Origin of the sequence: Clostridioides sp. ZZV15-6598 (assembly GCF_020657705.1) — a bacterium.
GTDB lineage: Bacteria > Bacillota > Clostridia > Peptostreptococcales > Peptostreptococcaceae > Clostridioides > Clostridioides difficile_F.
This window is the reverse complement of record NZ_JAGWCS010000010.1, coordinates 41,005-60,828: the sequence shown is the minus strand read 5'-3', so window position 1 is coordinate 60,828 and position 19,824 is coordinate 41,005. Positions and strand designations below refer to the sequence as shown.

The 19,824-nt window shown below is 30.2% G+C and carries 19 protein-coding genes; 1 reads left to right on the top strand and 18 read right to left on the bottom strand.

Annotated elements, in window-relative coordinates; translation table 11 throughout:
• Positions 1-125: 125 nt before the first annotated feature.
• From KGF50_RS03550 to KGF50_RS03500, 11 genes are all read right to left on the bottom strand, one after another.
• Positions 126-935 carry an MBL fold metallo-hydrolase gene (locus tag KGF50_RS03550; protein WP_413926787.1) on the bottom strand — a complete coding sequence of 270 codons (810 nt, stop codon included), beginning with the start codon at positions 933-935 and terminating at the stop codon, positions 126-128.
• 183 nt (positions 936-1,118) lie between these two features.
• Positions 1,119-2,570 (bottom strand): glutamate synthase-related protein, encoded by a 1,452-nt coding sequence (locus KGF50_RS03545; RefSeq protein ID WP_227846852.1) that lies wholly within the window; start codon positions 2,568-2,570, stop codon positions 1,119-1,121.
• A gap of 133 nt (positions 2,571-2,703) precedes the next feature.
• The gene (locus tag KGF50_RS03540) at positions 2,704-3,090 is read right to left on the bottom strand and encodes a desulfoferrodoxin family protein (RefSeq protein ID WP_227433362.1); all 387 of its coding nucleotides are present in this window, start codon (positions 3,088-3,090) and stop codon (positions 2,704-2,706) included.
• Between the two features lie 37 nt (positions 3,091-3,127).
• A complete protein-coding gene (locus tag KGF50_RS03535; RefSeq protein WP_227829639.1) occupies positions 3,128-3,517 on the bottom strand; it encodes a Fur family transcriptional regulator in 390 nt (129 codons plus the stop codon).
• Between the two features lie 31 nt (positions 3,518-3,548).
• The gene (rbr, locus tag KGF50_RS03530) at positions 3,549-4,085 is read right to left on the bottom strand and encodes a rubrerythrin (protein WP_227846851.1); all 537 of its coding nucleotides are present in this window, start codon (positions 4,083-4,085) and stop codon (positions 3,549-3,551) included.
• A gap of 106 nt (positions 4,086-4,191) precedes the next feature.
• Positions 4,192-5,583: a [FeFe] hydrogenase, group A gene (locus tag KGF50_RS03525; RefSeq protein ID WP_227846850.1), complete on the bottom strand. Its 1,392-nt coding sequence runs from the start codon at positions 5,581-5,583 to the stop codon at positions 4,192-4,194.
• A 237-nt stretch (positions 5,584-5,820) separates the two neighbouring features.
• Entirely contained in the window at positions 5,821-6,123 is a 303-nt protein-coding gene (locus KGF50_RS03520) for a PTS sugar transporter subunit IIBC (protein ID WP_227846849.1), read from the bottom strand.
• Positions 6,124-6,144: 21 nt separating this feature from the next.
• A complete protein-coding gene (locus tag KGF50_RS03515; protein WP_227846848.1) occupies positions 6,145-6,555 on the bottom strand; it encodes a universal stress protein in 411 nt (136 codons plus the stop codon).
• 198 nt (positions 6,556-6,753) lie between these two features.
• A complete protein-coding gene (locus KGF50_RS03510; protein ID WP_227846847.1) occupies positions 6,754-8,682 on the bottom strand; it encodes a GGDEF and EAL domain-containing protein in 1,929 nt (642 codons plus the stop codon).
• A gap of 189 nt (positions 8,683-8,871) precedes the next feature.
• Positions 8,872-9,360, bottom strand: a complete 489-nt coding sequence (locus tag KGF50_RS03505) for a flavodoxin domain-containing protein (RefSeq protein ID WP_227846846.1) — start codon at positions 9,358-9,360, stop codon at positions 8,872-8,874.
• A 112-nt stretch (positions 9,361-9,472) separates the two neighbouring features.
• On the bottom strand, positions 9,473-10,483 hold the full coding sequence (locus tag KGF50_RS03500; RefSeq protein ID WP_227846845.1) for a DUF4116 domain-containing protein: 1,011 nt from the start codon (positions 10,481-10,483) through the stop codon (positions 9,473-9,475).
• A 495-nt stretch (positions 10,484-10,978) separates the two neighbouring features.
• On the opposite strand from KGF50_RS03500, the gene KGF50_RS03495 reads away from it, so the two are divergent.
• On the top strand, positions 10,979-11,323 hold the full coding sequence (locus KGF50_RS03495) for a hypothetical protein (RefSeq protein ID WP_227846844.1): 345 nt from the start codon (positions 10,979-10,981) through the stop codon (positions 11,321-11,323).
• A gap of 125 nt (positions 11,324-11,448) precedes the next feature.
• On the opposite strand, the gene KGF50_RS03490 is transcribed toward KGF50_RS03495, so the two are convergent.
• The 7 genes from KGF50_RS03490 to KGF50_RS03460 all read right to left on the bottom strand — a co-directional run bounded on the left by KGF50_RS03490 (position 11,449) and on the right by KGF50_RS03460 (position 19,523).
• On the bottom strand, positions 11,449-12,825 hold the full coding sequence (locus KGF50_RS03490; RefSeq protein WP_227846843.1) for a sigma 54-interacting transcriptional regulator: 1,377 nt from the start codon (positions 12,823-12,825) through the stop codon (positions 11,449-11,451).
• Between the two features lie 98 nt (positions 12,826-12,923).
• Positions 12,924-13,943 (bottom strand): electron transfer flavoprotein subunit alpha/FixB family protein, encoded by a 1,020-nt coding sequence (locus KGF50_RS03485; RefSeq protein WP_413926785.1) that lies wholly within the window; start codon positions 13,941-13,943, stop codon positions 12,924-12,926.
• Positions 13,944-13,956: 13 nt separating this feature from the next.
• Positions 13,957-14,751 carry an electron transfer flavoprotein subunit beta/FixA family protein gene (locus KGF50_RS03480; RefSeq protein ID WP_227846841.1) on the bottom strand — a complete coding sequence of 265 codons (795 nt, stop codon included), beginning with the start codon at positions 14,749-14,751 and terminating at the stop codon, positions 13,957-13,959.
• Between the two features lie 10 nt (positions 14,752-14,761).
• On the bottom strand, positions 14,762-15,904 hold the full coding sequence (acrC, locus tag KGF50_RS03475; RefSeq protein WP_227846840.1) for an acryloyl-CoA reductase: 1,143 nt from the start codon (positions 15,902-15,904) through the stop codon (positions 14,762-14,764).
• Between the two features lie 39 nt (positions 15,905-15,943).
• Positions 15,944-17,176 (bottom strand): CaiB/BaiF CoA transferase family protein, encoded by a 1,233-nt coding sequence (locus KGF50_RS03470; RefSeq protein WP_227846839.1) that lies wholly within the window; start codon positions 17,174-17,176, stop codon positions 15,944-15,946.
• Positions 17,177-17,313: 137 nt separating this feature from the next.
• A complete protein-coding gene (locus KGF50_RS03465; protein ID WP_227846838.1) occupies positions 17,314-18,654 on the bottom strand; it encodes a GntP family permease in 1,341 nt (446 codons plus the stop codon).
• Positions 18,655-18,749: 95 nt separating this feature from the next.
• Positions 18,750-19,523, bottom strand: coding sequence for an enoyl-CoA hydratase/isomerase family protein (locus KGF50_RS03460; RefSeq protein WP_413926786.1), 774 nt, complete (start codon positions 19,521-19,523; stop codon positions 18,750-18,752).
• Positions 19,524-19,824 lie beyond the last annotated feature (301 nt).

Genomic DNA, 19,824 nt, shown 5'->3' with positions numbered 1-19,824 from the left:
GTATCTTTTTGCTTTTAATTTATACATCTGTAGGTGCTGTTAATTACATTAATTTTTTTTAAATAAAATTAATTTTTCTAAACTCATTATTAGCTTTTCTAAAGCTATATAACTTAATTCAAATCCTATATGCTTATAGTTAATCCTACTCCTACTTCATTTACATTTAATATTTCATTCATCTTAGCTTTTACCTTAAAAGAAACACAATGGCAAGGATACAACATGTTTATTTCCTCTTTTTTTAAATATTGAATAGTACTGTCTAGTCCATCATTCAATTCAAAAAGATGAAAACCACCCAAGATTCCAACAATTCTATTATCACCACATACTTTTTTAGCATATTCCACTATATTACAAATTCCAATATGAGAACATCCTGTAATAATAAAAATACCTTTATCCGTCTTGCATGCTATAGCTGAATCATCTAAAACATAATCATCCTCCCATAAATCTCCTGATTTATATTTTCCTATTTTAGCTCTTTTTTCAAAGTTATTTATAGATGGAATCTCTCCTAAGAATATACAATTTTCACTTATATTAAATGGCTTACTAGTTGGTTCATACATAAAAGTATTTCTAGCTTTCTCAATAGAAAATGGAGCTCCGATATTATCATCTCCACATTTTTTAGGTTCAAAACAATTAGGATGTGCTATAAGCTTAACTTTAGATAAATCATATTTATTTTCTAAGAATTGAACACCTCTTGTATGGTCATTATGTCCATGAGAAAAAATAACATGAGTCAATTCTCTTAAATCTATATCCATTTTTTCAGCATTTGATATAAATACCTCTGAATATCCCGCATCAAATAAAATTCTATTTCCATCAATTTCAATATAATAACTAACTGCTGGTTCTCCAACAAAATACCTATCAATATATGTATTATTATCAACGAGAACTTGAATCTTCATCATTTTCACAGTAATCACTCCTTAAATTGTTATTTAGTTTAATAGTACGATATTACAAGGTATTTTACAATTTAATCTCTTCAGTTTTCACATTAAAAAAGAGAATTCTATAAGATAAAATTCTCTTTTTATAAAATCTATTTACTTTTATAAACTCGTATTTTCAAATAATTTTCTTTATAAAATTTATACATGTTGTATATTCGTATAATTTGATATTTCAGAGTTAGCTGTATATAAATCATCAACACTTAAATCATGTATATCTTTATGACCAGAAATTCTAGCAAAAGTCTTAAGTTCTTCTAAACTAACATTTAAGAAATTTGCCACTCTATTTGCACTATTTTCTATATGTAATCTTTTTCTTAATTCCTCATCTTGAGTAGCTACTCCTACAGGGCACTTCCCAGAGCCACATATACGGTATTGTTGACATGCCGCTGCCATAAGAGCAGAACTAGCAATAGCAACTGCATCAGCTCCCATAGCTATAGCTTTAGCAAAGTCAGTAGATATACGAAGCCCACCTGTTATAACTAAATCTATATCTAATCCATGTGTATCTATGTATTTTCTAGCACGATAAAGAGCAAATATCGTTGGAACTGAAGTTGCATCTTTAAGTAACTTTGGACTTGCTCCAGTGGCTCCACCACGTCCATCAATAGTCATAAAATCAGGTTTGGCATAGGCTATAAATTCCATATCTCTCTCAATATGCCCTGCTGAAATTTTAATACCAATTGGACGTCCTTCTGAAACCTCTCTAAGTTCATCTACAAGTTTCTTTAAGTCTTCTTTTGATTGTATTTCTTCAAAACAAGATGGACTTATAACATCTTGTCCTACAGGTTTATTTCTAACTCTTGCAATTTCTTCAGTTACTTTTTCACCAGGAAGATGACCTCCCATTCCAGGCTTTGTTCCCTGACCAATTTTTATCTCTATAGCATCAGAATTTTTAAGATTTTCTTCAGTTACACTATACTTATTTGGTACATATTCAAAAATATACTTATATGAAGCTTCCATTTCTTCTGGTAATATACCACCTTCACCACTACACATAGCTGTTTTATTTTTAGCTGCACCTTTTGCTAAAGCTATTTTTAATTCTTTAGACAAAGCACCAAATGACATGTGAGAAATATAAACTGGATTTTCTATTATCATAGGTTTTTTTGCTTTTTTTCCTATTATTGTTGTTGTATTTACTTCATCATGTTCATTTAGAGGTAATGGATTTAATTGAGCTCCCATAATTAAAATATCATCCCAAGAAATTACTGGTAGTTTAGTTTTCATAGGCTCTATTATAGATTTTCCTGTAACAGCCATTTCATGAATTATATCCATATGTTGCTCAACTTCATCATCTCTTCTTAAATATGTATTTAAATAATTTAAATCACCTGCTTTTTCACTATTCACATCAGATTTTTCTTGAACAGACACTTCTATTTTATTTTCTTTATTTTCTTCACCTTCAAAATATACAGTACTTATTTTTCCAAAATAACTACGACCTTTTGTACATACAGGACATGTCCAGTCTTCACTTAACTCATCCCATGTTTTATCATTTTTAGATTCATCATAAATATATCCACAAACACTACATTTATAAATTGACATATTATTTTCTCCTTATATTCTATTAATCTCAATTAAAATTAAAACTTGAAATTATATAAATTTATAGGAGGCTATTTTTATAGAAATAAATTTCTATTTTTTAGCCTCCTTTTTAATTCAGTTTATTTAAATATTACAATTCAGCTTTCCATAATCCATGTAAATTACAATAAGCATATGCAGATATTACTTTATCATCATCATTCAAAGCAAATTTAACTACAGGTTCTCCATCTACTGCTAGACATTTACGTTGACCACCTTGTTCAGTCATAAGATACACCCATGCTATATGATGTTCTTTAGTCATTGGATGAGCAACACTACTTACTTTAACAGTAACATTATTTCCGTCTACTTCAATCACAGGCACGTGTTTTTCAACTGCTGCATCTGTTGTATTAGGAACAAGCTCTTTCATAGGCTTTCCACAACAGAAAACAGGAACACCTGCACTGTGTATCATCCCTATAAGATTACCACAAGTCTCACATATAAAAAATCTTTTTTCACTACACATAAACTCACCTCATTAATTATTTTTAGAATTTGAAAATTTAACCTACTTGGCTACACTTTCTACAATTATTACAAATCCCTTTAAAACTTATGTTATAAGATGTTATTTTTATGTCTGTTTCTTCTGATATTGATTCTTTTAAATTGCTAAGGATTTCAGATTCTAAATCGTACACCTCTCCACATACTTCACATATAATATGATAGTGATTTTCTGTTCTACCATCAAATCTATCTGGATTTCCTGGAATACTAACTTTTTTTATAAAACCATGTTCTGTTAGCTGAGCTAAATTTCTATACACAGTCCCTAAGCTTAAGCTCGGATTATCTTTTTTTAGATTTTCATACAAACAATCAGCAGTAGGATGAACTGGATTATTTAATATTTCATTTAAAATCAGTTCTCTTTGTTTAGAAAATTTCATAGTTAACATTCCTTTTTAATTATAATAATTTTTAATAGTTTTCAGCTTTTATATTGAAATAAGCTTTTGGATGGTCACATACAGGGCATTTTTCTGGTGCTTCAGTACCTACATACACATGACCACAGTTTTGACATTGCCAAACAACTTCTTCTTCTCTTTTAAATATTTTTCCTTCATTTAAGTTTTCTAAAAGTTTTAAGTATCTTTCTTCATGTTCTTTTTCTATTCTTCCAACAGCTTCAAATAAATAAGCTATTTTGTCAAATCCTTCTTCTTTAGCTTCTTTAGCAAATGTTGCATACATGTCAGTCCACTCATAATTTTCACCTGCTGCTGCATCTTTTAAATTTTCTTCTGTTGAAGGCATTCCATCATGTAAAAGTTTAAACCATAGTTTAGCATGTTCTTTTTCATTGTTAGCAGTTTCTTCAAATATAGCTGCTATTTGATTGTAACCTTCTTTTTTAGCTTTTGATGCATAATATGTATATTTATTTCTTGCTTCTGATTCCCCTGCAAATCCTGCCATTAAATTCTTTTCTGTTTTAGTTCCTTTTAAGTTCATAATTAATTCCTCCCTTTTCAATAATAGTAATGATTACTATTTCTATATTTATATAATATATTAATTTCCACTTTTTGTCAACTATATATAATATTATTTTTTTTATTTAAATATTCTCATTTTCTAATATATTATTTAACATATAATTTTTAGAATTATATTCTGTATGTAACATACTTTCTGCTAAATCAGAAAGTGGACTCCCATAAAATTCTTTATACACTTGTTTTATATCTGGATTTTCATAACTAGATTTTATTTTTATAGTATTATCCTTATTATACAGACCAGCTATACGCTTAAACCTAATCATATCTGTAACTTCAAAAGATGTTTTTGGCTGACCTGCACCACTTATACATCCACCTCTACATGTCATAACCTCTATAAAATCATATTTATGTTTATTATCATTCATACTTTCTATTAGACTTTTAGCATTAGCAGTACCATGTATTACTGCTACATTTATAACTTTATCAGCAACTTTAACTTCTGCCTCCTTTATTCCATCAATACCTCTAACAGGATTAAAATTTAGTATATTTTGAGGAGGTTGCTCTCCTGTAATTAGATAATAGGCAGTTCTTATAGCAGCTTCCATAACCCCACCAGTATTACCAAATATAATTCCTGCTCCACTTCCTCTACCTAATAAATCATCATATGATGAATGTTCTAGATTTTCAAATGAAATTTCTTCTTCTTTTAACCATTTTGCTAATTCTTTAGTTGTAATCACATAGTCCATATCACGTATGGATTCATCTTTATAGTATTTTCCTGAATCATTCATTTCTGGTCTTAATATTTCATATTTTTTAGCTGTACATGGAGTTACAGCTACATTTACAATTTGTTTCGGATTAAGACCTTTCTTTTTAGCAAAATACGTTTTTATCGTTGGCCCTTGCATGCCTATTGGACTTTTAGCAGTAGATAAATTTGGTATTAGTTCTGGATAAAATGTTTCTACAAACTTAACCCAAGCTGGACAGCAACTTGTAAATTGAGGTAGTGATTTATCATTCTTTGTTATACGCTCTATTAATTCAGAAGCTTCTTCCATAATGGTTAAATCAGCTGAAAATGTAGTATCAAATACATAATCTGCCCCTAATTTTCTTAAAGCAGAAACCATCTTTTCCTCAACATATGTGCCAGGTTCCATACCAAATTCTTCACCAAGTGCAACTCTTACAGATGGAGATGTACTGAATATAACTATTTTTTCTGAATCATTAATAGAATCTTTCACTTTTTCATAATCATATACTTGAGTAATTGATTCAACTGGACATACAACTGCACATTGCCCACAATGAATACAGATGGCATTATCTCCAGTCTTATCTAAATCATACATTTTCCCTACAGCTATTTCTTTTTCACAAACAGTTCTACACTGACCACATTTTACACATTTTGATTCGTCCCTAAGTATTGCAGGATTATCCTTTTCAATAGGAATTCTAATTTCAGTAAATGAGTGTTTCATCTAATCTTTCTCCTTATAATTGTGATTTTCTCGTAATTACGCTTTATTTTTTAATATTAATAACGATTACTGTTATTATTTTAGATTATATACCATATTTTGTCAATTTTAGTTTTTATTTATTTTCTCTTTAAATATTTTAAAATATTTTCTACAAGCAAATATAGCTCAATATTCAACATAAAAAAAGCTTCAAGTAAATACTATTTACTTGAAGCTTTTTATATATTTTTAAGATTAATTTAAATCTATTAAAATTTCATTTACTATAGATTTTGCATCACTTATTATATATTTTGGATCGACCTCATAAAATTCTCTATCTATAAATCTATCAATCTTTTCTATGCTCTCTATAGAATCACTTGTAACAAATAATACTATAGATGCGTCTTCTATATCATATATAGAAAGTTCATTTTTTATATTACCATCATTTTGAATTTCATAAACTAAGTCAAACCCTAAAATACTTGCAGCTTCTTTAAGAGAATTTGAACTTTTTTCACTTTCACAAACTGCTGCTATCTTTTTATTCATATTTCAGATACCTCACTAATTCTACTCCGGTACAATCATTACTATACACTTTGCTTGTTTAACTACACTTGCTGTTACTGAACCTATCATTCTTGTTAAACCTTTTTTAGTAGATTTTGTCATAACTATAATATCTACATTGTCTTCTTTTGCTTTTCTAATTATCTCATCTCCCGGATAACCAAAAGTAAAATGAACTTTAACATCATACTCTCCCATTATCTCTGCTGCTCTATCCAGGATTCGTCTTCCTAAGTTTTCAGAATTCTTTATCTCTTCAGCTAGGGATATGCCATCAATAAATACTAGTTCTTTCACATTCATTATTTCCACTTCGACTTCATCTTTTCTGAATATTCCTTGTATAAATTCCAAAGAATGCATACTTCTTTCTGTTCCATCAATTGGTACTAATATTTTCTTTTTATTCATGTCACATCTTCCTTTCTTACTTTAGAATAATTAAGTAAAATATATATTTTAAGCTATAAAAATATATAATAAATCTTTACTCTAGGAATTAATATTAATAATATATATAATAATTTTAATATTTATTATTGTGTTAATTTTATAATATTTGGCTAATAGTGTCAATAAACAAAATTGTAATTAAAAAAATAAAGGGTATCAAACTGTAAAAACATTTTCTCTCAACAAATCTCTTAAAACTTCCTCTGGAACAGGTTTAGAGAAATAATATCCTTGTAAATATTCACAATTCATAGACTTTAAATTTTTAGCATATTCAATAGTTTCAACGCCTTCTGCTACAGCTTTCATATTTAATTTATTTATAAGAGATATAATAGTTTCAACTGTGAGCTTATGCTTACTATCTTCATTCATAGACCAAATCAGACTCTTATCTAACTTAATTACTGAAAATGGTAAAGAAAGCATATTAGTAACTCCAGAATAACCAATCCCAAAATCGTCAAGTGCAAATTTAGCACCTAAATCAATTAATTTTTCCATGGTCTCTCTAATTATATTAAATGAACCTGATGCCACAGTTTCTGTAATTTCAAGTTTAAATTTAGTTGGTGAGACATTGTATTTTTTCATAATATTAAACAAATCATCAGCCAAATTCTTTTGCATACATTGTACTACAGAGAGATTAACAGCTATGGTGTCTAGCTTTAAATCTTCAAAATCATCACTAGCTATAAATTTACATACCTTTTCGAAAACCACTAACCCAATTGAATTAATAAGACCTGTTTGCTCTGCAATTGGTATAAATTCGTCTGGTGGTATAAACCCTAACTCTTTATGTTCTAGCCTAATCAAAGCCTCAGCTAAAGCAAATCTATCTTTACTAGTAGAAAATATAGGCTGATAATATACATCAAAACCATCATTTTCTAGAGCTTCTTTTAAACAATTTTTTATTATGTGTTTTTTCTTTATCTTTTCACTTATAGACGCATCTGCATAAATAACTTGTCTTGATTCAGAACGTTTTGCTTCATGCATAGAGAAGTCAATTGCAACTATAACATCTTCTGTCGTTTCAGCATTTTCTGGAAAAGAAACAACTGCAATACTAGTTGATAAATTAAAACTTATTGATTCTATTAGCCACGGTTTTTTAAATCTTTCTTCTATCTCTTTGATAATTGTCTCTGGAGATATTCCTAACTGCCTATTAACAACAATAGAAAATATATCTCCTCCTATTCTATACACATGATTTACATCATGGATATGAATCAAATATTTACCAACTTCTTTTAATGCAATATCTCCATTTTTAGTTCCAAAAGTTTCATTCATAAATTTGAAATCATCAAGAGCAATTGTAATAATAAACCCTGATTGTTCAGTATTTATATTTAAATCTAGCTCTTGAATAAAGGATTGTCTATTAAGTACACCAGTAAGGTCATCAATGATAAGACCTCGATTCTGCATAGAAAGATATGTCAAAAGCAAACTACATGCACATGCGGCTCCTGTAAGAAGATACTGTAAAAAAATCGCTTGTAGAATAATTGCTATAATTGAAACTATAAGAAAACCTCTAATAGCCCATATTTTAGATTCATGCATTGCTTTTTTGTATTTAAAAGATAAAAATGCCGAATATGTTGCATAAAAGAAAAACGATAAAAAAGTTGCAGCATATCCATAACCACGTACATAACCTGTTTCTTTTGACAATCCAAATAAAATGTGTGTAAAAGGATTGGTTATAGATAGACATATGCAAATTATAAGTGGTATAGATAAAAGTAGAAGCTTTTTTTTCATGTATCTTATATCTTGGTAAATAATAGCCATAACATAAAATAATACAAGAGCCGCTGGTATCGGCAATAAAAATAAATATATTTGATTCAATGAAGCAGTTAAAAAAATTGGAAGTTTGTCTATATTATTTAGACAAAGCGAGCCTAAAACATTTGAAATTATAAATAAAAATGAACAAATTAAAAGTGCACAATATATTTTATTTTGCAAAGTAGGTATAAACTTACTTTTAAAAAAGTATACCATCAAAAAAATAACTATAATTGCAGAAAAAATTTCATATTCTATATGCCATACCATAAACTTACCTCACTATTATCGTTTAATTTTCACTATTTTATTTAATATAATATGTTTACAATCATATTATAATTCATATTGATAGCATATTGAGTAATTTTATGGAAAATTTTTATTTGTATACAATTTTTACCTCAAATCCCCATTAAAATATTAAACTTATCTCAAGCATTGTTATGTATATAGAAATTAAGCAAATAATTCTTTTGCTTTTGTAGCAATTCTTTCTCCAAATATTACAGCTTTTTCGTCTTGTATTTCTGGTCCTTCAATTGAATGTACATGCCCTAAATGTATAAATGGTTTTCCTAAAGAGCCACCTCCAGAGTACACAAGCATTCCCTTAACCATTAAATGCCCTACTATAGTAAGAATTGCAACATCAGGACCTCCACAGACATAGTCACATGTAGCAAAAACCGCTCCCAACTTGCCAGCTAGATTTATCTTTTTTGAATCCTCATCAAACCATTTTTTTACTTCCCAAGTTGTATTAGCTAAATATGTTGGTGTTCCAAATATTACTGCTTTACTTTCATTTAAATACTCTGTATCAATACTATCAAATCTCATAAGTCTAACTTCTATTCCGTCTACCTTTTTAGCACCGTCTTCTATTAACTTAGCTACTCTTTCTGTGTTTCCACTTCTTGTTTGATATAATATTGTAATTTTCAATTTCAATCCCTCCTTATATGTAATAAAAATAATTTATTATATGTCAAATTATAGCACTTATTTTGCTATCCTACAAAGAACTATCCAATTATTTTTTAATTAATTATTTATATTAAAAAATACCCAAACTCACCTTTAATTTATTTATTTCAATCTCAACTATATCTGATATATCTTCAAAAGGCATTCCTCTGTCATGAAGTTTTCCTGCAATTTTGATTTTTGCATTTTCTTCTCCTTTTTTAATCAAAGCTCTATTTTCTTTTTCTATTACATTTCTAACATATCTTTTTGCAAATGGCTCATTCCCATCGCATAAAACTTTATATTTTTCTTTATCTCCTTTGACAAAACTAAGTGCTCTTTTATCTTGTTTAACAGCCTCTGTACAAATTTCTTCTGTTTGTTCTTTCACAAATTTTAGAGCCATTCCATATTGTCTCACTGCTTTCAAGCATATTCCAACAGTCTGTTCCTTTACAAATTCTAAAGCCATACCGTTTTGTCTTACTGCTCTTAAGCATATTGTTTCTGTCTGATTTTTTACAAATTTCAAATCAAGCCCATTTTGTCTTACTGCCTCCATGCATATTTCTTCTGTCTGATTTTCCACCCATTTTAAGTTATAACTACATTGTTTAACTGCTTCCATACATATTTTATCTGTTTGATTTTTTACTCTTGCTAATCCAAATTCACTATTTCTAACCGCTTCTATACATATTTCTTCTGTTTGCTCTTTTACAAATGCTAAAGCTGTACCATTTTTTTCAACAGCTCTTAAACATAGTTCTTCTGTTTGATTTTCTATATATTTTAATGCTGTTCCATCTTGGCTAAGTGCTAACATACATATTTCTTCTGTTGGCTCTTCCACAAATTCTAACATTCTCCAGTCTTGTTTGACTGCTTCCATACAAATTTTTTCTGTTTGATTATCAACACATTTTATTGCATTACAATTTTGTTTAACAGCCTCCAAACATATCTTTTCTGTTTGATTTTTTATGTATATTAAATTTAATCCATTTTGCTTTACTATTTCTAAATATTCGTCTTCTGTTTTATTGTCAAAGTCATCATTATCTATTGATTCAAATATATCATTTTTATTCTCTTGCATATTTTAAATTCACTCCTTATAAATTTTATAAAATTCAATAAATTTACTCTCATTTTTATTCTATCAAATAATATAAGAATTTTTCAGTCTTGTTTTTTTTTATAAAATCATTTGTGTGTTAAAAAATAAATTAATTGCTTCAATTCCAGTATACAATACCCAAAATATGTGGTATATTTTAACTATAATATATTTTTATATATTACAGTTGAGATATTTAAAGTTAAATTTATATAAAACACCTTTATTTATATATCATTCAGATTGGATATATTTTTTATTTTCTTTTTTAGTTTTTCGGGTTAGTAAGGGGTTAGTAATTTAGATTTTCATAGGAAATTATTTTTAAAATTAGTTTTTATTTATAGCTAATTTATTTATGTTGTAATTAAATAAAACTAAATATAATTTAAATAATTCCTTGAGATAAATTTAATAAAACTTAGAGTCCTTATCTAAGCTTAAAGTACTAAAATTATTAGGAGGATATAAATTATGGACCAAATTAAGCGCTTACACGAATTGCAACAAAAGTCATACTTAACTAAAGAAGAATTTGAGGAACTAAAAAACAACACATATATTGAAAAATTTGAATTAAGAGACGAATGTGACAACTCTTATATTTATAATTTTTACACTAATGATAAATGTAATGATATAAAATTTATAAAATCACAATTTATTATTACTCTTATAAAAAACGGTTTTTTATGTGATTGTGGTGGTGTATTTAGACAAAAGAAAATAGTTGATGAATATGATTACGGATATAATGCTATATATAAGTGTGATTCTTGTGGAAAAGAACTTGATAAAGAAGTAGAAAATTACGATTAATTAACAAGAGAAATGTTTTAAAATATGTTTTATAAATACAAGGAAGATAAAGGGGATGTCTCAAAATAAAAATTTGAGTCATCTCCTTTTTTACAGAACAATTATTCTCAAGTCAGATGTATATACTAATTATTTAATTCAATTTCATACTTTTTTATTTTCTTATACAAAAGACTTTTGTGTATTCCCATAACCTCTGCTGCCTTGGAACATTTCCAATTGTACTTCTTTAATACATCAATAATTAAACTCTTCTCATAATTTTCAACCATTTCATGAATTGAGCAATTACTATCCACATTACATTGAGCCACTCTGCTTATATTATCCATTTTAGATGGAAGGTCACACATCATAATGACCATATCATCACTTACAGCGTAGGCGCTTTTTATTACATTCTGTAGTTCTCTTATATTTCCTGGCCAAATATAGTTAATAAAACAATTTTTAACCTTATCACTTAAAACCTTCAACTCCTTATATTCAACATTTAATTTGTTTAATATATAATTTGCTAGCAATAAAATATCATCTTGTCTATCCTTTAATTCCATCATATGAATATTTATTACATTTAACCTATAGTATAAGTCTTCTCTAAATAATCCCTCTTCAACCATTTTACTTAAATTCTTTCTTGTAGCAGAGATTACTCTTACATCTATCTTTATAGTTTTAAGACCTCCAACTGGTTCTATCTCACTTTCCTGAAGAACTCTTAAAAGTTTTGCTTGCATGGTCAAAGGCATGTCACCTATTTCATCTAGGAAGATTGTACCATTATTAGCAACTAAAAACTTACCTTTTTTGCCTCCTTTTTTTGCTCCAGTAAAAGCTCCTTCGTCATACCCAAATAGCTCTGATTCTAATAGTTCTTCTGGTATTGCAGCACAGTTTATGCTAACCATAGGTTTGTCTGATCTACTGCTATTATTGTGAATTGCTCTAGCAAAAACTTCTTTACCTGTACCTGTTTCACCTGTTAAAAGTACTGAGAAGTTCGTTTTAGAAGCTTTCATACCTGTTTTCTTAAGTTCTATGAAATCTCTATTTTCACCTATGAGCTTGTCAAAACTACATTTATCCTTGAACTGTTCTTTATAATATTGGAGTTCCATATATTCTGACATTAACTTTTTAGCTACATCAAAGGATTGTAATCTAAATTTAACTTGAGCTACCCCTGCAACTACTTCTCCATCGTCATTTTCCACATAAGACCTACTTACTATTACGCTTTTTTCTTTTGTTTTTCCACCTGAGTAATGGTGTATAGCTCCTTCTTCACAATATTTATCTTTCATAATATCTAACATTTTTGTATTTGGTATAATACTTTGTATATTGTGTCCTATTATATCGTCTCTTTCTTTTCCTAAGAAGTCACAATATTTATCGTTAATATCTATGATTACTCCATCTTTATTTACAACAATAAAACCATCATCAGTCATGGATAATACTCTTGCAAATATATCCTTATACCAGTGCTCTTTCATTGTTTCATCCCTCCACTATAACCTTCAGCAAAAATAATAAGTCTTACAATACAATATTATAAGACTTACCATTCTATATATTCAATGTTTTCTAGAAGTTACCTATTTAATGATTCTATCATTTCAGGTAGAATTTCATATAAATCCCCTACAATTCCATAGTCACATATACTGAAAATAGGGGCTTTTGGATCTTTATTTATAGCAACTATATATTTAGAATCACTCATACCAGCTAAATGCTGTATTGCTCCAGATATCCCACACGCAATGTATAACTCTGGTCTAACAGTAGTTCCTGTTTGCCCCACTTGATGAGAATGTTCTATCCACCCTGAATCTACTGCCGCTCTTGAAGCACCAATCTCTGCCCCCAATTTATCGGCCAATTCTTTTATGAGTTCAAATCCTTCTGCCCTCTTTAATCCTCTTCCTCCTGATACTATTATTCTAGCATCAGTTAGATTTATGGATTTCTTTTCTTGTGGAAGCATTTCTACTAATCTAGTTCTAATCATTTTTTCATGAAGTTCTGGAGTAACAACCTCTAAAACTCCAGTCTCTGATTCAGCTCTTACAGCTTTTGCCATAACACCTGGACGAACTGTTGACATCTGTGGTCTATTTTTTGGACAAACAATAGTAGCCATTAAATTTCCACCAAAGGCTGGTCTTGTTTGTAATAACTTATTATCTGTTGAATCTATTTCAAGTTTTGTACAGTCAGCAGTTAGACCAGTTCCAACTTTACCTGCAATCCTAGGTGCAATATCTCTTCCTATAGAAGTAGCTCCAACTAGTACAACCTCTGGCTTTTTCTCTTCAATTAGACCTGCAATTGAAATTGCATATCCATCAGTTGTGAAATCTTTAAGAAGAGGGTCGTTGATATAATAAGCTTTATCAACACTATAGTGAAGTAACTCCTTTACTTCTTTCTCTACTTCATATCCAGCTATTACAACTGCAAGCTCTTTTCCTAATTGGTCAGCAAGCTTTCTTCCCTCACCAATAAGTTCTATAGTAACAGGATTGATTTTGCCTTCCCTTTGCTCTCCTATTACCCAAACACCATTATAATCATTTAAATTTATACCTTGATTAACTTTTGCTCTCATCATCTTAACACTCCTATACTAGTTTCAAATCGAATAGTATTTCTATTAATTTCTCAGCTTTTTCCTTTTTATTTATACCTTCGATTATTTCATTATGCTTGTCTTTAACTGGTACAAAAGACTTGTAAACATTTGTAGGTGAACCCTTTAATCCAATTTGAGTTGTATCAACAGCTAAGTCTTCAAGTGTTAACACAGTAATCTTTGCATCTCCATTATTATAAGCTTCTAAGATTCCTTTGACACTTGGATATCTTGGATTATTTAACTCTTTTATAGCAGTTAGTAAAACTGGCATCTTTGCTTCTATTAAATAATCTCCTGTCTCTGTATAACGAGTTACTAGTAATTTATCATCTTGAACCTTTACTTCTTTTGCATATGTAACCTGTGGTACCCCTAAAAATTCTGCAACCTCTGGTCCAACCTGAGCTGTATCTCCATCTATAGCTTGTCTTCCACAGAATATTACATCATACTTTCCAACCTTCTCTATTGCAGCAGCAATAATTGTAGATGTAGCCCAAGTATCTGAACCACCAAAAGCTCTATCTGAAATTAAATATGCTTCGTCAGCACCCATTGCCAAAGCTTCTTTTAAAGCACTTTTAGCCTGAGGAGGTCCCATACTTATAACCTTAATCACTGCTCCTAGTTCATCTTTTATTTTTAAAGCTTCTTCTAAAGCATTTCTATCATCTGGATTGATTATACTTGGTACACCATCTCTTATTAGGGTACCTGTCTCTTTATTTATTTTAACTTCATTAGTGTCTGGAACTTGCTTTAAGCAAACAACTATATTCATGCTCTTCCTCCTATCCTAGTACTGCTCTTGAAATAACAACCTTGTGTATTTCTGAAGTACCTTCGTAAATTTCTGTTATCTTGGCATCTCTGTACATTCTCTCTAATGGATAATCCTTCATATATCCATATCCTCCATGGATTTGAAGAGCTAGATTTGTAACCTCTCTTGCAGTACGTGACGCATTGTATTTTGCCATGGCAGCTTCTTTAGTGTGTTTTTCTCCTCTAGCTTTCAAGTCTGCTGCATAATATACTAACAACTTTGCTGATTCCACCATAGTCGCCATATCTGCTATATACCATTGAATACCTTGTAAAGCTGAAATTGGCTTGCCAAACTGAACTCTTTCTTTAGAATATTTGATACTTTCTTCTAAGGCCCCTTCCGCAATTCCTACAGCTTGAGCTCCAACTCCAATTCTTGCTCCATCTAGACAAGTCATAGCTATGTTAAAGCCTTTCCCTTCTTTTCCTAATAAATTAGACCTTGGAACTCTACAGTTATCAAATATTAACTCTGCAGTTTCTGAACCATGGATACCCATTTTTTCTTCAATTTTTCCTATTGAAAAGCCTGGAGTACCTTTGTCAACGATGATAGCAGACATTCCCTTTATTCCCTTTGATGGCTCTGTCAATGCAAATATTATTAATGATTCTGCTTGACCTCCACCAGAAATAAAGCACTTAGTCCCATTTAAGACATATTCATCAGTTGCTTCATCAATGATTGCAGTTGTTGCAGCTCTTGCAGCATCTGAACCAGCATTAGGCTCAGTTAAAGCAAAAGCACCTACACACCCACCTTCAGCCATCATTGGAAGGTATTTTTTCTTTTGTTCTTCAGTACCAAACTTCAAAATAGCTTGAGCATATATTGTGTGTATTGATAATATTGCTGCAGATGCTGCACATTTTTTGGCAACCTCAGTAACAACAATTACTTTTTCTATATCTGCTCCACCAGAACCGCCATACTCTACAGGTGTTCCAATACCATTAAAGCCTATTTTAGCCATTTTGCTAAAAAGCTCTCTTGGAAAAATACCTGTTCTATCTGTTTCAGCAGCTATTGGTGCTATTTCATTCTCTGCAAATTCTTTTGCTACTCTTTGAAGCATTAATTGTGCTTCTGTTAATCTAAAATCCATAAAATTTCCTCCTATTTATTAACATACTTCAAAAGTTTATTAACATATTTCACATGCTTCTTTATTCATTGTTACAATTCCAGACTCAATTAGAACTTCTATATCAGAATCACTATATCCAAGTTCTCTCAATATCTCATCTGAATGTTCTCCTATAAGTGGAGCATCACAAGTCATGTTAACTTCAATATTTCCAAACTTAACTGGAGTGGATGCAAGCATTGTCTTATTTCCATTTTTACTTGTATGTTCATATATATAGTTATTAGCAATAGCCTGTTCATCAGTTACTACATCATTAACATGTTGAATTCTTTCATGGGCTATATCCGCAGTAGTAAGCTTATCAACCATCTCATTTTGAGTAAATTTTGCAAATTCACCATCCAAAATATTAATAAGCTCTGTAGCATTTTTCTTACTTTCTACTGAAGATGCAAATTTTTCTTCTTTTATTAAATCTTCTCTTCCAAATAATCTGCAAAGTGCCTCAAAATATCTTTCATGCTCTAGGATACTTAAGAATATCCACTTTCCATCCTTACAACGATAAGAATTTATTACTGGAGAAATAGCATTTTTTCTAGTTTTTGGATACTCATCGCTAAACTGTGTAGATGCTAATAAAGATGATGCATTCCATATTGCTTGTCCAAATAAAGATGCCATTACTTTTTGTCCTTTTCCAGTCTTAGCTTGTTGGTATAAAGCTGCACATATACCTCCAGATAAACTACAAGAAGTTGTGGCATCTCCAAAGGCTATAGGTGGGTTTATTGGGCTTGTATCTTTCTCTGCTATATCAAGCATAGCTCCACTTCTTGCCCAAAAAGCAACCGTATCAAAACCTGCATTATCCTTAGCAGGTCCAAAATCGCCAAAACCATTTATTTGTCCCCAGATAAGATGTGGATGCTTTTTGCTTAATGATTCATAGTCAAGACCTAGTCTTTTTAATGCTCCTGTTCTATAGCTTGAAACAAATACGTTTGCTTCACTTAAAAGCTTATCCATAACTTCAATTCCAGCTTCACTCTTAAGATTTATAGACAAACCTCTTTTGTTTGAATTATATGTGCTGTAAAAAGGATTATTATAATCATCTATTGGCATTGTCATTGTTGCTCCTGTCTTTCTTCCTGGGTCTCCAAAGCTTGGCTCTACCTTAATAACATCAGCACCCCAGTCAGCTAATATCTTAGAAGTTCCTGGACCTGCTACAAAATATGTTAAGTCAATGACCTTAACTCCTTCTAATGGTTTATTTAACACTTTCAATTCCTCCTTATACTGTCAACTTGGTATTTTAAATATGGTATTTATGGTATTAAAACATAAAATTTATTGTATATACTTTGAAAATTGATTTTACAATATCAAAATATAATTTATACTTTTTATCTTTTCTGTTATGGTAATCCTGGGAACATAGTAAACAGAAGAACTGCTACTACAGTTCCAATAATCGGGGTTAAAACAGTTACCCAGAATATTGGCATATAAGCATCCTTATGTGATTCATTACATAGACCATTTGTTACAGTAACAATATATCCATTGTGTGGAAGTGAATCTAATGCTGCTGACGAAATTGCCATAGTTCTAGTTAATGCTGCAGCAGAGACACCCTTAGCTAAAAATACTGGTCCAAGAAGTGGAGCCGCAATTCCAAGTCCACCTGAAGCTGACCCACAGATACCCGCAATAACTGTAGTTCCAACTGCAGCCCCTGCAATAGGAGGTCCAGGAATATTAGTCATAGCATTAACTATGAAGCCAAAACCGACTGCTGATTTTACAACTGAACCAAATGCTACTACAGCACAAGTATTACATATTGCTACTACTGTAGTTTTACATGCATCACCAACATGGCCAACTATTTTGGCATTATCTTGATATTTATTTAACAATAAATACACTAATAAAGCTCCAATAAATACTCCTACCTCAATTGGTACTATTGCTTGTCCATTAATTTTCACATTAATTATTAAGATTGATACTATTAATGGAATTAACGCAATTAGACCATTAGGACCATTTTCTCTCTTAGAATTAGTTGTTGCTACTTCATCAAATGTATCTGATTCATGTGCTATAAAATGCCCACCATTTGCTTTTTCTTTTGAAACCATCTTGTATAAAATGGTGCTTCCAACTATAAACATTACTGCACATGATATAAATCCATTTACTGCTCCAGCCATAATATCTGTCCCTAATGTTGAAGCTGGAATAATATTATGAATCTGGGGTGCCCCTGGTGCAACCATAGCAAAAGTTGAACATCCAAAAGTCAAGGCTGCTGGTATAAATCGTCGTGGCAAATCAGCTTCTTTAAAAATTTCTAAAGCTATCGGAAACACTGCAAAGCTTACAACGAAAACGCTTACTCCTCCATAAGCTAATATTCCACAAGCTATTGGAATAGAAAGTAATGCTTTATCCTTACCAATCCATCTTACAATCATCTTAGCAATAGATTTTGCTCCACCAGTAATCTCCATTATTTTTCCCATTAAGGTACCTGTTAAGAAAATAAAGAAATTTGCCTGAAGAAATTCAACAAACCCTGTCATATAATCCACCTTAAGTGCATCATACACATTTAAATTCCCTGTTATAGCAACTAATAATGAACATACAATTGCTATTATAAAAATATTTACTCCCTTCATAACCATTACAACTAGAAGGGATAGGGCCATGATAATCCCTACTAAACTTATAATTACTCCCGTATTCATAAATTAACTCCTTTTAAAATTAAACTATATGTATTTTTTCACGAAATTTAGATTTTGAATATATTCTATATTTGTTCCAATTTTAGTTATAATAATTACTTATTTTCAAAAATCGGTTTTCTCTTTTCTATAAATGCATCCATGCCTTCTTGCTTATCTTTTGTAGCAAAAGTTAAGCCTGCAATATCTTTCTCTAGTTCAAGAGCATTTTTTAAATCCATATCTATCCCTTTATTAATAGCAACTTTTGCATATCTTATTGCTATTGGTGCTTTTTCAACTATTTGGTTCATCATCTTCATTGTCTCTTCTAAAAGCACATCACTTGGAACCACTTTATTAATAAGACCAATAGATTTAGCTTCTTCTGCATTTACTTGCCTTCCTGTAAAAATTAATTCCTTGGCTATCCCAGTTCCAACAAGTCTTGATAATCTTTGAGTTCCACCAAAACATGGAATGACTCCTAAATTAACTTCAGGTTGTCCAAATATAGCCTTTTCTGATGCAATTCTAATATCACAGCTCATAGCAAGTTCACAGCCACCACCTAATGCATATCCATTAACTGCTGCTATTACTATTTTCTCAAGAGCTTCAATTTTATCAAAAATCCCTTGGGCATAACCTGCATATTTTCTGCCTTCTTCACTTTTATAGTTTTGCATCTGACGTATGTCAGCTCCAGCTACAAAAACTTTACCTTCTCCAGTAATAATAACGCCTAATATTTCCTCCTTTTCTGATACTGCATCAATAACTTGAGATAATTCTCTAAGGGTGTCATTGTTAAGAGCATTTAAAGCTTTCGGTCTATTTACAGTAATAACACAGACTTTATCCTTAACTTCCACCTTAAGATTTTCCATTACAAATCCCATCATATTCCCCCCATTATACATTGTTATTTTTTCTACATTTCTTATTAATATATATTAGCAAGTTCTACGCCAACTTATATTGAATTTCTTTATTTTTATTAAAAAACTATTTTTTTTGATAAAATAAACAAAATATACATAAATTTCACCTAATTTTTAATAATTTTTAACTTTAGAATTGATTAAATTGTAATTCACTAAAGAATTTTTATTCAACAAAACCCATAAAACAATATTTTTGTCTCATTTTCGAGAAAATACTTGAAAAACACAGTCTCATTTTTGAGAA